Source organism: Nonomuraea pusilla (genome assembly GCF_900109355.1).
Taxonomy (GTDB): Bacteria; Actinomycetota; Actinomycetes; order Streptosporangiales; family Streptosporangiaceae; genus Nonomuraea; species Nonomuraea pusilla.
The window spans coordinates 137,163-148,906 of sequence record NZ_FOBF01000026.1 but is presented as its reverse complement, the minus strand read 5'-3'; the positions used below and the strand labels follow the sequence as shown (position 1 = coordinate 148,906).

Annotated in this window: 14 protein-coding genes, 1 tRNA gene and 1 pseudogene; 2 read left to right on the top strand and 14 right to left on the bottom strand. The window is 69.8% G+C overall.

Annotated features, from left to right (window positions below; all coding sequences use genetic code 11):
- The 4 genes and pseudogenes from BMX74_RS37690 to BMX74_RS37675 form a co-directional block, all read right to left on the bottom strand.
- A pseudogene (locus BMX74_RS37690) lies at positions 1 to 1,070 on the bottom strand (DNA-directed RNA polymerase subunit beta); the annotation flags it as partial.
- Between the two features lie 435 nt (positions 1,071 to 1,505).
- The gene (locus BMX74_RS37685) at positions 1,506 to 2,003 is read right to left on the bottom strand and encodes a hypothetical protein (protein ID WP_236714867.1); all 498 of its coding nucleotides are present in this window, start codon (positions 2,001 to 2,003) and stop codon (positions 1,506 to 1,508) included.
- Complete coding sequence (locus BMX74_RS37680; protein ID WP_055505079.1) at positions 2,000 to 2,500, bottom strand: hypothetical protein; 501 nt, start codon at positions 2,498 to 2,500, stop codon at positions 2,000 to 2,002. Before BMX74_RS37680 ends, BMX74_RS37685 begins: the two co-directional genes overlap by 4 nt.
- A 93-nt stretch (positions 2,501 to 2,593) precedes the next feature.
- Positions 2,594 to 3,178, bottom strand: a complete 585-nt coding sequence (locus BMX74_RS37675) for a TetR/AcrR family transcriptional regulator (protein ID WP_218154178.1) — start codon at positions 3,176 to 3,178, stop codon at positions 2,594 to 2,596.
- Positions 3,179 to 3,265: 87 nt separating this feature from the next.
- On the opposite strand from BMX74_RS37675, the gene BMX74_RS37670 reads away from it, so the two are divergent.
- Positions 3,266 to 3,661 (top strand): nuclear transport factor 2 family protein, encoded by a 396-nt coding sequence (locus tag BMX74_RS37670; protein ID WP_218154177.1) that lies wholly within the window; start codon positions 3,266 to 3,268, stop codon positions 3,659 to 3,661.
- 547 nt (positions 3,662 to 4,208) lie between these two features.
- Here the strand turns inward: BMX74_RS37670 and rplL are convergent.
- The 8 genes from rplL to BMX74_RS37630 form a co-directional block, all read right to left on the bottom strand.
- Positions 4,209 to 4,601, bottom strand: a complete 393-nt coding sequence (gene rplL / locus BMX74_RS37665; protein ID WP_055505076.1) for a 50S ribosomal protein L7/L12 — start codon at positions 4,599 to 4,601, stop codon at positions 4,209 to 4,211.
- 69 nt (positions 4,602 to 4,670) lie between these two features.
- Positions 4,671 to 5,195 carry a 50S ribosomal protein L10 gene (rplJ, locus tag BMX74_RS37660; RefSeq protein ID WP_055505075.1) on the bottom strand — a complete coding sequence of 175 codons (525 nt, stop codon included), beginning with the start codon at positions 5,193 to 5,195 and terminating at the stop codon, positions 4,671 to 4,673.
- A gap of 245 nt (positions 5,196 to 5,440) precedes the next feature.
- Positions 5,441 to 6,268, bottom strand: a complete 828-nt coding sequence (locus BMX74_RS37655; RefSeq protein ID WP_256257522.1) for an SCO4651 family lipoprotein — start codon at positions 6,266 to 6,268, stop codon at positions 5,441 to 5,443.
- Between the two features lie 313 nt (positions 6,269 to 6,581).
- On the bottom strand, positions 6,582 to 7,301 hold the full coding sequence (gene rplA / locus BMX74_RS37650; protein ID WP_055505074.1) for a 50S ribosomal protein L1: 720 nt from the start codon (positions 7,299 to 7,301) through the stop codon (positions 6,582 to 6,584).
- 64 nt (positions 7,302 to 7,365) lie between these two features.
- A complete protein-coding gene (gene rplK / locus BMX74_RS37645) occupies positions 7,366 to 7,797 on the bottom strand; it encodes a 50S ribosomal protein L11 (protein WP_055505073.1) in 432 nt (143 codons plus the stop codon).
- 121 nt (positions 7,798 to 7,918) lie between these two features.
- Positions 7,919 to 8,665 carry a transcription termination/antitermination protein NusG gene (gene nusG, locus BMX74_RS37640; protein ID WP_055505072.1) on the bottom strand — a complete coding sequence of 249 codons (747 nt, stop codon included), beginning with the start codon at positions 8,663 to 8,665 and terminating at the stop codon, positions 7,919 to 7,921.
- A gap of 68 nt (positions 8,666 to 8,733) precedes the next feature.
- Positions 8,734 to 8,976 carry a preprotein translocase subunit SecE gene (gene secE / locus BMX74_RS37635; RefSeq protein ID WP_055505441.1) on the bottom strand — a complete coding sequence of 81 codons (243 nt, stop codon included), beginning with the start codon at positions 8,974 to 8,976 and terminating at the stop codon, positions 8,734 to 8,736.
- 76 nt (positions 8,977 to 9,052) lie between these two features.
- Positions 9,053 to 9,125: transfer RNA gene (locus BMX74_RS37630), tRNA-Trp, on the bottom strand.
- A 174-nt stretch (positions 9,126 to 9,299) separates the two neighbouring features.
- Here BMX74_RS37630 and BMX74_RS37625 point away from each other — a divergent pair.
- The gene (locus BMX74_RS37625; RefSeq protein WP_055505071.1) at positions 9,300 to 10,508 is read left to right on the top strand and encodes a pyridoxal phosphate-dependent aminotransferase; all 1,209 of its coding nucleotides are present in this window, start codon (positions 9,300 to 9,302) and stop codon (positions 10,506 to 10,508) included.
- Between the two features lie 20 nt (positions 10,509 to 10,528).
- On the opposite strand, the gene BMX74_RS37620 is transcribed toward BMX74_RS37625, so the two are convergent.
- Entirely contained in the window at positions 10,529 to 11,038 is a 510-nt protein-coding gene (locus tag BMX74_RS37620; RefSeq protein ID WP_091105242.1) for a hypothetical protein, read from the bottom strand.
- Between the two features lie 36 nt (positions 11,039 to 11,074).
- Entirely contained in the window at positions 11,075 to 11,716 is a 642-nt protein-coding gene (locus BMX74_RS37615; protein ID WP_091105240.1) for a hypothetical protein, read from the bottom strand.
- Positions 11,717 to 11,744: the final 28 nt, after the last annotated feature.

Genomic DNA, 11,744 nt, shown 5'->3' with positions numbered 1-11,744 from the left:
CGGCGGTTGCCGAAGTGGTCGATGTCGTCGACCTCGACGATGACCTCGCGGCCCGCGCCCGGCATGGACTCCTCGCCGGCGTGCAGGCGCACGATGTACTCGATCGTGGCGACGATGTCGTCCTCGGTCAGCGTGCCCTGCGTGATCTCGGCGTCGACCCCGAGCTTCTTGTTGATCTTGTAGCGACCCACCTTGGCCAGGTCGTACCGCTTGGGGTTGAAGTAGAGGTTCTCCAGCAGGGTCTGCGCCGACTCCTTGGTCGGCGGCTCGCCCGGGCGCAGCTTGCGGTAGATGTCCAGCAGCGCGTCGTCCTGGCCGGCCGTGTGGTCCTTCTCCAGGGTGGCCCGCATCGACTCGTACTGACCGAACCGCTCGAGGATCTGGTCGTTGGTCCAGCCGAGCGCCTTGAGCAGCACCGTGACGGCCTGCTTGCGCTTGCGGTCGATGCGCACGCCGACGCTGTCGCGCTTGTCGATCTCGAACTCCAGCCAGGCGCCCCTGGACGGGATGACCTTGCAGCCGTACAGGTCCTTGTCGGAGGTCTTGTCGACGGTGCGTTCGAAGTACACGCCCGGCGAGCGGACGAGCTGGGACGTCACGACGCGCTCGGTGCCGTTGATGATGAAGGTGCCCTTCGGCGTCATGAGCGGGAAGTCGCCCATGAACACCGTCTGGCTCTTGATCTCACCAGTGGTGTTATTGATGAACTCCGCCGTGACGAACATCGGGGCGGAGTAGGTCATGTCCTTGTCTTTGCACTCGTCTACGGAGTACTTGGGCGGCTCGAACCGGTGGTCGCGGAACGACAAGGACATGGTCCCCGAGAAGTCCTCGATGGGACTGATCTCTTCGAAGATCTCTTCGAGGCCCGACTGGGTCGGGACGTCCTTGCGCCCGGCCTGGCGAGCCGCCTCTACCCGGGCCTTCCACTTCTCGTTGCCGAGCAGCCAGTCGAAGGACTCGGTCTGCAGGGCGAGAAGGTCAGGAACTTCGAGAGGCTCCTGGATGCGCGAAAAAGAGACGCGACGGGGACCAGCGGGTACGGCGGAGGCGTTGCGCGAGGCTGCCAACAGATGTCCTTCCGAGGGCTCGCGGCGGACTGACTACACGCACGCCAGACAACCTCGCAACGTGAGCAAGCGGAGCGGGTCGTCAAAGGGCAGCGCAAAGGGGCAGTGTAGCCGATCGGCACACGCCTGTCCACTTCGCTCTCACTGCATGCTCCACGTTGGTCGCAGCATCGCCCGTCCAGCCGGAAACGTCAAGCCCGAGAGCCCGACTTTTAGCCGACCATAGGCCCGGACGCTGGGTTTTCTCCGCCGAGTGACAGGGCGCCTACCGCCAGGCCCAAGACGATACCCGCGAACGGGTGCGGCTAACGCTCCGTCACACCGAGGGTCGAACCCATGCCGACAACCGGTGTAGCTGTGACTGGGGTACCCCCATCACGGCAATCACTAAACCCGATTTTTGGTAACAATTGAAGGTAGCGCCGCGCCCGGGGGTCACGCGGACCCCAGCAGGGTCGACAGGTCCGCCACCAGCCAGCGCGAGCCTTGCCGGACCATGACGAACCTTGCCCGATTCTGGGTCACCTGTCGCTGAGGCTCGGCCTGACCGGGGATCTCCTTGATCGTACCCATGTTCACGAACAGGAGAACCTCTACCCGCCCGGGCTCCGCGCGCTCGACGCCGGCGGCGGCCACGGAGACCGTCCGCACCGTCTTCTGGGCCTTCGCGTCGGCGGCGAGCGACCCGGCCAGCTCGGTGTAGTGCCTGGTGAGGTCACCGGTGGTGTGCGTGCGGGCGCGCGCGAGATCGGCCTCGATCGTGCGGTAGTCGTACGACAGCAGATCGGGGGCGACGGCGCGGGCCGTCCTGACCGCCTCCTCGCCCGCCACGTCGGCGGCGCGCAGGTCGCGCAGGTCGAACCACATGCGCGGCACCAGCACGCCCGCCGCGGCCACGAGCAGGCCGAGCAGCGCGACCGTGAGGATTCTCACAGCACCTGCACCACCTTCGACACCAGCCACGCGCCCCCGACCTTGGTCAGGTCCATGGACCACCGGTAGAAGCGCTCCTGCGGAGCGCTCTTGGAGCCGTCCCAGCGGATCTCGACATCGGCCACCACGAGGACCCTCGCCGTGCCGTCGCCGAGCGAGACCAGGCCGGTCGCGCGCAGCACCCCGTGCTGCACGACCTTGTTGGTACGCGTGGTGGACCTGAGCTTCTCGGCCGTGGACTCGTACTCGGTCCTCGCGCCGCCCGTCGAGGTGTCGATGATCCGGCGCACGTCCGCGTCGACCGTGCGGTAGTCGAGGGAGATCAGGTTCTTCGCGTGCGTGCCCGCCGCCAGCATCGCCGCCTGCCTGTCACCGGCCTTGGCCTGCTCGTCGCGCGCCTGCGCGGAGATCCACACGCCCGCGCCCGCGAGCAGCGCCAGCACCGCGCTCAGTGTGATGATCAGGATGCGGAACGGCCGGGCGGCGAGTCCTGCCACGTCTGCTCACCCCTCTTCCGGCCCCGACCGCCGGATCATAACCCGCCATCTCATCCTGGAGTCTCCGAAACTGCTCAGCAGGCATGGACGGGCTCAGGCGTCGTCCGCGGGCCCGCCGGCGGGACGGCCCGCGAGCACCCGCAGCGCCGGTCCGAGCAGGCCGGCGATCCGCTCCGGCGGCGCCTCGCGCAGTTCAGGGAGCTCCAGGAGGTGGTGGCCCACGGTCGCGCCCAGCACGACCGCGGTCATCAGCGCGGCGCGCAGGCGGGCGTCCTCGCCCTGGACGGCGGCGGCGAGCCTGTCGATCTGGTCGCGCAGCGCGGCGCGCGCCGAGTCGGCCGCCTCGGGGTGGGTGAGCATCGAGCGCATCATGGCGAGTGAGCCCTGGGGCAGCTCGCCCATCTTGAGGTTCAGCGTGCGGAGGAGCTGGCGGACCAGCTCGTCCGGCCCGAGGCCGGCGCCTGGCTCGGGCGCCACCTGCGCCGCCCTGGCGAACAGCTCGCGCTTGCTGCCGAAGTACTGCATCACGAGCGCGGGATCGACCCCCGCCGCGGCGGCGACGGCCCTGATCGTGGCCCGCTCGAACCCCACCTCCGCGAACAGCGCGCGAGCCGCGCCGAGGATGCGCTCCTCGGTACGGCGCCGGCGTTCGGCCCGCGGCAGGGGTCTGTCGCTCACGGCCCGCACTCTACCGCCGTTGACCCTCCCCGCACTTTCGCTCTACGCTCGTTGAGTCAACACACGTTGAGCGAAATGGGGTCACGCATGTCCATCGACGAGATCGTCACCCGCTTCCACGCCGCCATGGCCGCCAAGTCCGCCGACGACCTGGCCGACCTGTACGCCGAGGACGGCCTGCACGAGTTCCCGTTCGGGGGGCTGGAGCCGTACGAGGGGCGGGAGAAGGTGCGGGCCGGCTACCGCGCCTCCTGGGGCGCCTCCCCCGCCGAGGTCGAGGAGGTGCGGCGGGTGGCGCTGCACCGCACCGCCGACCCCGAGGTGGCCGTGGTGGAGCAGGAGGTGCTGGTCACCGTGAAGGGACGGCCCGTCACGGTGCCGGGCCTGCTCGTGCTGCGCGTCAGGGACGGCCGCATCGTCCACTGCAGGGACTACATGGACGCGAGTGCCATCGGGAAGGTCCGTGAGGCCGCCGCGGTCTGACCCCTGGCGGTCGGCCGCGTACCACCGGAACCGGGCGAGCGCCGTGACCCGCGGTGGCGGCTGTCCTGGTACGGCGGGACGGTGGCGGCTGTCCAGGTACGGCGGGACGCCTCCGCCTTCGGCGGCGCCACCGCCGCCCCGGCCCTGCCACCACCACGGCCGGTCCCAGCCAGGGCTCCAGCCGGAGCCACGCGACAGCCGCACGTACGCCCAGACGGCGCTCAGCGCCACGACGACGGCCGCGGCGCGCCGGCCGCGCCGCCCAGGAAGGCCCCCCGCCCCCATGCCGACCAGGGCCGCCACGGCGGACGCCGTCCCCCACGGAAGGACATCCACACCGGACGCGCCAGGCAGCCCCTCGACCGGCGCTGAGATGTCGCACGACGAAGCCGGTGAGCCCGGAACGCCCCGGCATGCGAATCCCGTGAGCGCGTTGACCAGCCCCAGGCAGGCGAATCCCGTGAGCCGCTGACCGGCCCCGGGCATGCGAAAGGGGCGGCCAACACCCGGCACCTGGGTGTCTGCCGCCCCTTCTGCGTGAAGCGTCTTACTTGACGGTGACGGTGGCGCCGGCGCCCTCGAGGGCAGCCTTGGCCTTCTCCGCCTGCTCCTTGTTGACCTTGCCGTCGAAGACCGGCTTCGGAGCGCCGTCGACCAGGTCCTTGGCCTCCTTGAGGCCCAGGGACGTCAGGGCGCGGATCTCCTTGATGACCTGGATCTTCTTGTCGCCGGCGGCCTCGAGGATGACGTCGAACTCGTCCTGCTCCTCGACGGCGGCGGCCTCGCCACCACCAGCGGCCGGGGCAGCGGCGGCGACGGCGACCGGGGCGGCGGCCTTGACGTCGAAGACATCCTCGAACTGCTTCACGAACTCGGAAAGCTCGAGGAGGGTCATCTCCTTGAACGCGTCGAGCAGCTCGTCGTTGCTGAGCTTCGCCATGATGATTTCCTCCGTATAGGACTTGCTAAAAGGTGAAACGGGACCGCGGTGGGTGCGGCAATCCCCGAGCTACTCGCCCGCCTCCGCGCGCTTGGCGCGCAGGGCGTCGGCCAGCTGAGCCATCTGCGTGGGCAGCGCGGCGAACATCGCGGCAGCAGCGCTCTGCTTCGCCTTGAGCGCGCCAGCAAGCTTCGCGAGAAGCACCTCGCGGGACTCGAGGTCGGCGAGCTTGGTGATCTCGGTGGCGTCGAGCGTCTTGCCGTCGAGGACGCCGCCCTTGATCACCAGAAGGGGATTGGCCTTGGCGAAGTCACGCAGACCCTTGGCGGCCTCGACCACGTCGCCCTTGACGAAGGCGACGGCGGTGGGGCCGACCAGCAGGTCGTCGAGACCCGTCACGCCGGCCTCGTTGGCGGCGATCTTGGTCAGGGTGTTCTTCGCCACGGCGAACTTCGCATTCTCACCAAGAGCAACGCGCAGCTGCTTGAGCTGGGCGACGGTGAGACCGCGGTACTCGGTCAGAACGGCGGCGCTGCTGCCCTCGAACTCGTTCTTGAGCTCGGCAACAGCTGTCGCCTTATCCGCCCTCGCCATGGGCCTCCTTCCAGATGTGCCACCGGCGAAGGCCCCCTGACATGAGAACGGCCCCGGGCGCAGGGGCGCACACGGGGCTCGCACACGGATGGACACCATGCGGAAACTCGCATCACACACCTACGCGGGCCGTCCACACAGGGTGGATCCTTCGGTCGCCAGGACTTGATGCACCTGACGACGACCGGCGGTCTTCGGCAACGACCAGAGTACGTGCTGGCCGCCGAGTTTCCAAATCGTCCTCGTCAGCCGGTGGTGTTCCTCGGCAGTTCGCCCACCTGGTCGGCGGCGGGAGCCTGGATGGACACCGGCTCGTTGAAGCCCTTGAACAGCAGCGTCGCGTCGAGCGTGCCGCCGTCCTTCGAGCCGTTCATGGCCAGCTTGCGCGGCAGGCCGTCGCCGGCGACCCAGATGTCGAACTTCACGTCCTTGAGCTCGGCCAGGTGGGTGCGGGCCTGCTCACGCTCGTCGGTGGGGAGCTGCTGCACGGCCGCGTCCACGGGGAACGTGCCGCTGTAGTGGGTGGCGTCCTCGCCGTTGACGCTCTCGGTGCCGACCGCCTTCACGTCCTGCGAGGCGGTGACGAGCTTGGTGGTGCCGGCGAGGTCGAACTGCTGGATCTGGCTCAGGTACTGCTGGACCTCACCCGACTTGTCCGCCTCGGTCAGCGGCACCTTGATCCACGGCTTGGACGCGCCCAGGAGGTCCTTGAGTGCCTCGACCTTGACGTACGCGGTGTCGCCCAGGAGGAGGGCCCGCGCGCCGCCGGGCAGGCTCCTGCCGCCCATCTGCGCGGTGTCCAGGGTGAGGTCGACGGCGAGCTGGGGCTTGCCCTGGTAGAGCATGCGGCCCTGGACCTCGCCGGTGCCCTCCTGCGGGTGCGTCACCCGCACCACGGCGTCGACCGTGTAGCTGGTGACGTCGGCTGTCTTCTGCGCGGCCTGCGCGAGCACCTCGGAAGCGGCCAGCTTGAGCTGGATGGGCTGCGCGTTCGTGCCGCACCCTGCGACGGCGGCCATGACGAGCGCGGCTCCGGCCGCGGCGGTGGCGAGACTGATCCTGCGCTTCAACATGTCTTGACCCTACGTTTCCGGCGTCGTCTGGTAGCGACTTCCCCGCGAAATCAGGGGAAAACTCGGGGTTTTCCCCCACAAGTCCCCCACACTTTCTTCACCTTCGGGCCGGCGTCGCGCGTGCCACGTCGGCGGATCAGCGCGGCTCCGCCTCCGGCCAGCCTCGCGCGTGCCGCGCCGGCGGATCAGCGCGGCTCCGTCTCCGGTCGGCGTCGCGCGTGCCGCGCCGGCGGATCAGTGCGGCTCCGCCGGGCGGGCCCAGGACATGCGGAAGCCCCCGTCCGGGAGCGGACGGGGGCTTCCTGCGGGAGTGCTAGCCCTCCAGCTCGGCGGTGAGGCCGCGCGTGACGTTGGGGTCGACCGGGACGCCCGGGCCCATCGTCGTGGAGAAGGTGACCTTCTTCAGGTAGCGGCCCTTGGCGGCCGACGGCTTGAGACGCAGCACCTCGTCGAGGGCGGCGGCGTAGTTCTCGATGAGCTGACGCTCGTCGAACGACGTCTTGCCGATGATGAAGTGCAGGTTCGCCTGGCGGTCGGTGCGGAACTCGATCTTGCCGCCCTTGATCTCGGTGACGGCCTTGGCGACGTCGGGCGTCACGGTGCCGGTCTTCGGGTTCGGCATGAGACCACGCGGGCCGAGGACGCGGCCCAGGCGGCCGACCTTGCCCATGAGGTCGGGGGTGGCGACCACGGCGTCGAACTCGTTGAGCCGGTTGCCCTTGGCGATCTCGTCGATGAGCTCGTCGGCGCCGACGATGTCGGCGCCCGCCTCGCGGGCAGCCTCGGCACGGTCACCGGTCGCGAAGACCAGGACCCGGGCGGTCTTACCGGTGCCGTGCGGGAGGTTGACCGTGCCGCGCACGATCTGGTCGGCCTTGCGAGGGTCGACGCCCAGCCGCAGCGCCACCTCGACGGTGGCGTCGAACTTGGTGGTCGACGTCTCCTTGGCGAGCTTGGCGGCCTCTACGGGCGAGTACAGCTTGTCGCGGTCGACCTTGGCGGCCGCGTCTTTGTGCGCCTTGCTGCGCTGCATTTCTTACTCCTAGTGGTGTACGGGCCTGCCGTCACGGCGGCCCTCCCACGAATGGGACGTTGTGTTACTCGGCGACCGTGATGCCCATGGACCGGGCGGTGCCGGCGATGATCTTCTCCGCCGCGTCGATGTCCTTGGCGTTGAGGTCGGGCATCTTGGTCTCGGCGATGCTGCGCAGCTGCTCACGGGTGAGCTTGCCGACCTTGTCCTTGTGCGGGACCGCGCTGCCCTTGTCGATGCCCAGGGCCTTCTTGATCAGCTCGGGCGCCGGGGGCGTCTTCGTGATGAAGGTGAAGCTGCGGTCTTCGAAGATGGTGATCTCAACGGGGATGATGTTGCCCCGCTGGGCCTCCGTCGCGGCGTTGTACTGCTTGACGAAGTCCATGATGTTGACGCCGTGGGGACCGAGGGCGGTACCCACCGGCGGCGCCGGGGTGGCCTGGCCAGCGGGGAGCTGGACCTTCACCAAAGCGGCGATTTTCTTCTTCGGAGGCATGTGTCCTTCTCCGGGTCCTGGATTGCGATGCCGTCCAGCCGCGGATGCGGCCCGGACATGTCGGAAAGGCCGCCCTTCGCGAGAGGCGGCCGAACCGAACGTCTAAGTGTAGGTGATGGCGTCAGATCTTCGAGACCTGGTTGAACGACAGCTCAACCGGGGTCTCGCGACCGAAGATCGAGACGAGCACCTTGAGCTTCTGCGACTCGGGGCTGATCTCGCTCACCGAGGCGGGCAGCGTGGCGAACGGGCCGTCCATGACGGTGACGGACTCGCCGATCTCGAACTCGACGGCGGGGCCGGCGGCCGTCTTGGCCTGGGCCTTCTTCGTCTCCTCCGACGGCTCGGGCGCCAGCAGCTTGGCGACCTCGTCGAGGCTGAGCGGGCTCGGCTTGTTGGACAGGCCGACGAAGCCCGTGACGCCCGGGGTGTTGCGCACGGCGGCCCAGGACTCGTCGGTCAGCTCCATGCGCACCAGCACGTAGCCGGGCAGCACACGCTCCTTGACCGGGACCTTCTTGCCGCTCTTGAACTCCTGGACGGTGTGCGTGGGCACCTCGACCTGGTAGATGTAGTCCTCCATGTTGAGCGACACGTTGCGGCTCTCGATGTTGGACTTCACGCGGTTCTCGTAACCGGCGTAGGAGTGGATGACGTACCACTCGCCGGGCAGACCGCGCAGGGAGCTCTTGAACTCCTCGACCGGGTCGACGTCGGGAAGAGCCTCACCGTCTTCGTCGACGGCCTCGTCGCTCGCCTCGACCTCGGCCTCCTCGAGGGCCGACTCCGCGGCCTCCTCAGTGGCCTCTTCCAGCTCGTCGCCCCAGACGTCGCGGGGCTCCTCCGCCGGAAATGAAGACTCGGACACGGTGACTCTTCCTCTTTCGTCGAATCGAATGGCGACTCCGTCGGGCGACACCAGTCGTGGTGTCAGATTCAGGACCCGAAGACGCGGAGGACCGCCCAGCCCAGGGCGCTGTCGAGCCCGTACACGATCGCGACCATGATCAGAACGAATACCAGAACGACCGTGGTATAGGTGACGAGATCCTTGCGTGTCGGCCAGATGACCTTACGCAGCTCGTTGACGACCTGCCGGTAGAAAAGGGCAGGTGAAGTGCGGGTCTTCTTCTCGCCACTGGGCTTGCCTGCGGTCTCGCCGCGCGTGTCGATCGCCACAGTCCTCACCTGTACCTGTCGTATCCAACGCAGTTCTGCGGCGCGCTTACACGCCATTATGCGCGGACCGCACTCGCAGGGCACGAGGGACTCGAACCCCCAACCGCCGGTTTTGGAGACCGGTGCGCTACCAATTGCGCCAGTGCCCTATGTCGTCAACCACATTACCCTGATCGACTCACTGCCTGGACCGAACCGCTCAGCGACACATGTTGCGGGCCGACCTGTGGGAGAGCATACGGGGGAATGCTCTTCACGTCGAACCGGAATGGGATACCGCAGGTCACACCCGCGTTGCGGGACCCGCGTGGGACGATGGAGTCATGTCCACCCGACCTCGCATCTCCACACGGATCTCCTCGATCTCCGAGTCCGCCACGCTCGCCGTCGACGCCAAGGCGAAGGCGATGAAGGCGGCGGGGCGTCCGGTCATCGGCTTCGGCGCGGGCGAGCCCGACTTCCCGACGCCCGGCTACATCGTCGAGGCCGCCGTGAACGCGGCCCGCGACCCGCGCTTCCACAAGTACACGCCCGCCGGGGGCCTGCCCGAGCTGAAGCAGGCCATCGCCGCCAAGACCCTGCGCGACTCCGGCTACCACGTCGAGGCGTCGCAGGTGCTGGTCACCAACGGCGGCAAGCAGGCCGTGTACGAGGCGTTCGCCACGCTGCTCGACCCGGGCGACGAGGTCCTGGTCGTGGCGCCGTACTGGACGACGTACCCCGAGGCGATCAAGCTGGCCGGCGGCGTGCAGGTCGACGTCGTCACCGACGAGACCACGGGCTACCTGGCGAGCGTCGAGCAGCTGGAGGCCGCGCGCACCGAGCGCACGAAGGTCCTGCTGTTCGTGTCGCCGTCCAACCCGACCGGCGCGGTCTACTCGCCCGAGCAGACCGTCGCGATCGGCCGGTGGGCCGCCGAGCACGGCCTGTGGGTCGTCACCGACGAGATCTACGAGCACCTGGTGTACGGCGGCGCCGAGTTCACCAGCATCGCCACGGCCGTCCCCGAGCTCGGCGACCGGGTGGTGATCCTCAACGGCGTCGCGAAGACGTACGCGATGACGGGCTGGCGCGTGGGCTGGCTGATCGGCCCGCAGGACGTCGTCAAGGCCGCCACGAACCTGCAGTCGCACGCCACGTCCAACGTGTCCAACGTGTCGCAGGCGGCGGCGCTCGCGGCGGTCTCCGGCGATCTGTCGGCGGTGGCCGAGATGCGCAAGGCGTTCGACCGGCGGCGGCAGACGATGGTGCGCATGCTCAACGAGATCCCGGGCGTGTTGTGCCCCGAGCCGAAGGGGGCGTTCTACGCGTATCCGTCGGTGAAGGCGCTCGTGGGCAAGGAGCTGCGCGGGCGCAGGCCGGGGTCGTCGGCCGAGCTGGCCGAGCTGATCCTGGAGGAGGCCGAGGTCGCGGTGGTGCCGGGCGAGGCGTTCGGCACGCCGGGGTACTTCAGGCTGTCGTACGCGCTGGGCGACGACGATCTCGTCGAGGGCGTCAGCCGCCTGGCCAAGCTGCTCGCCGAGGCCCGCTAGCCGCGTCGGAAGGAAGCCCGTCAGCCGGCGGGGCGGCCGATGCCCGCGGCGATGCCCCTGACCTGGGAGGCCAGGGCGGGGGTCGCGGCGATGTAGACCGCCGTGCCGGGCCGTTCCAGCCACATGTAGTTGCGCAGCCCGCCCCGCGAGTTCCACCGCAGGGCGGGCTTGCCGCGGTAGGCGGTCAGCCGCGACCTGGCCACCAGCGTCGCGAACTGCTCGGCGCCGCGCACCCCGCACACCACGCCGACGCGCAGCTGCTCGGCGCCGTCCTGCCAGAGCGCGCCCCTCACCTTCAGCGGCCTGGCCAGCGCGGGGAGCCTGGCGAAGGAGCCGGCGCGTTCGAGGTTCGGGGGCAGGTCGGGCACCCGCACCTTGGAGCGCCCGCAGGACAGCGTGACGCCCTTCGTGACGCTCTCGGTCGCGGGCGCCGGGGTGGGCGGTGCGACCGGCTCCCGGGCCTCCTGCTGATCGCCGCCCCCGCAGCCGCCGAGCACGAGCGTGAGGAACACCGCCGCGAGCCGCCGCATCGTCCCCCCTTTCCGGGTCGTGTCCGGCAAAGGTCCCTAGTCTCCTACAGGAGTCCTGGCGGAGGCGGCAACAGCGAGCAGCTCGCCGGCGAGCGGGGCGTCCGCCCTGACCTCCACCCCCAGGCCCGGACGCTCCAGCCAGGCGATCATCCGTCCGCCGCCGCGCGTCGTGGCCACCACGGCGGGCCTGCCCCGCACGACGGTCTCGCGGGCCTGCCGCGGGCCGGCGCCCGCCGTCACGGCGGCCCTGAACGTCCGCCAGCTCGTGGCGGCGCCGCCCCGCTCGACCCGCGCCTCCAGGCGCCTCCCCCGCGGCCCGTACACGGCGGTGTCGCCCTCGGCGCCCGCCCCGCCGCTGATCGGGCCGCCGCCGGTACGGCTCAGTCCCGGCGGCAGGTACGTGAGCCAGAGCCCGTCGGCCACCACCTCCAGCGTGACCGCCTCCGGCGTGACCGGCCCCGCGTCCGGCACGGTCAGGCGCGGCGGCCCGGCGACGCCCGCCGCGCCGGGCTCCGGAGCGAGCGCGGACGGGGCCGAGGCGGGCGGGGCCGGTGTTTCGCCGGGCCGGCCGAAGCCCGATGCGAACAGGGCGTAGACGGTCGAAGCGGTCACGCCGAGGGCGGCCAGGGCGAGCGCCGCCCGCGTGCCGCGCCCGATCGCCCGCCCTTCAGGAGCCACGCAGCTGTGATCCCCCCTCGGCGGCGGT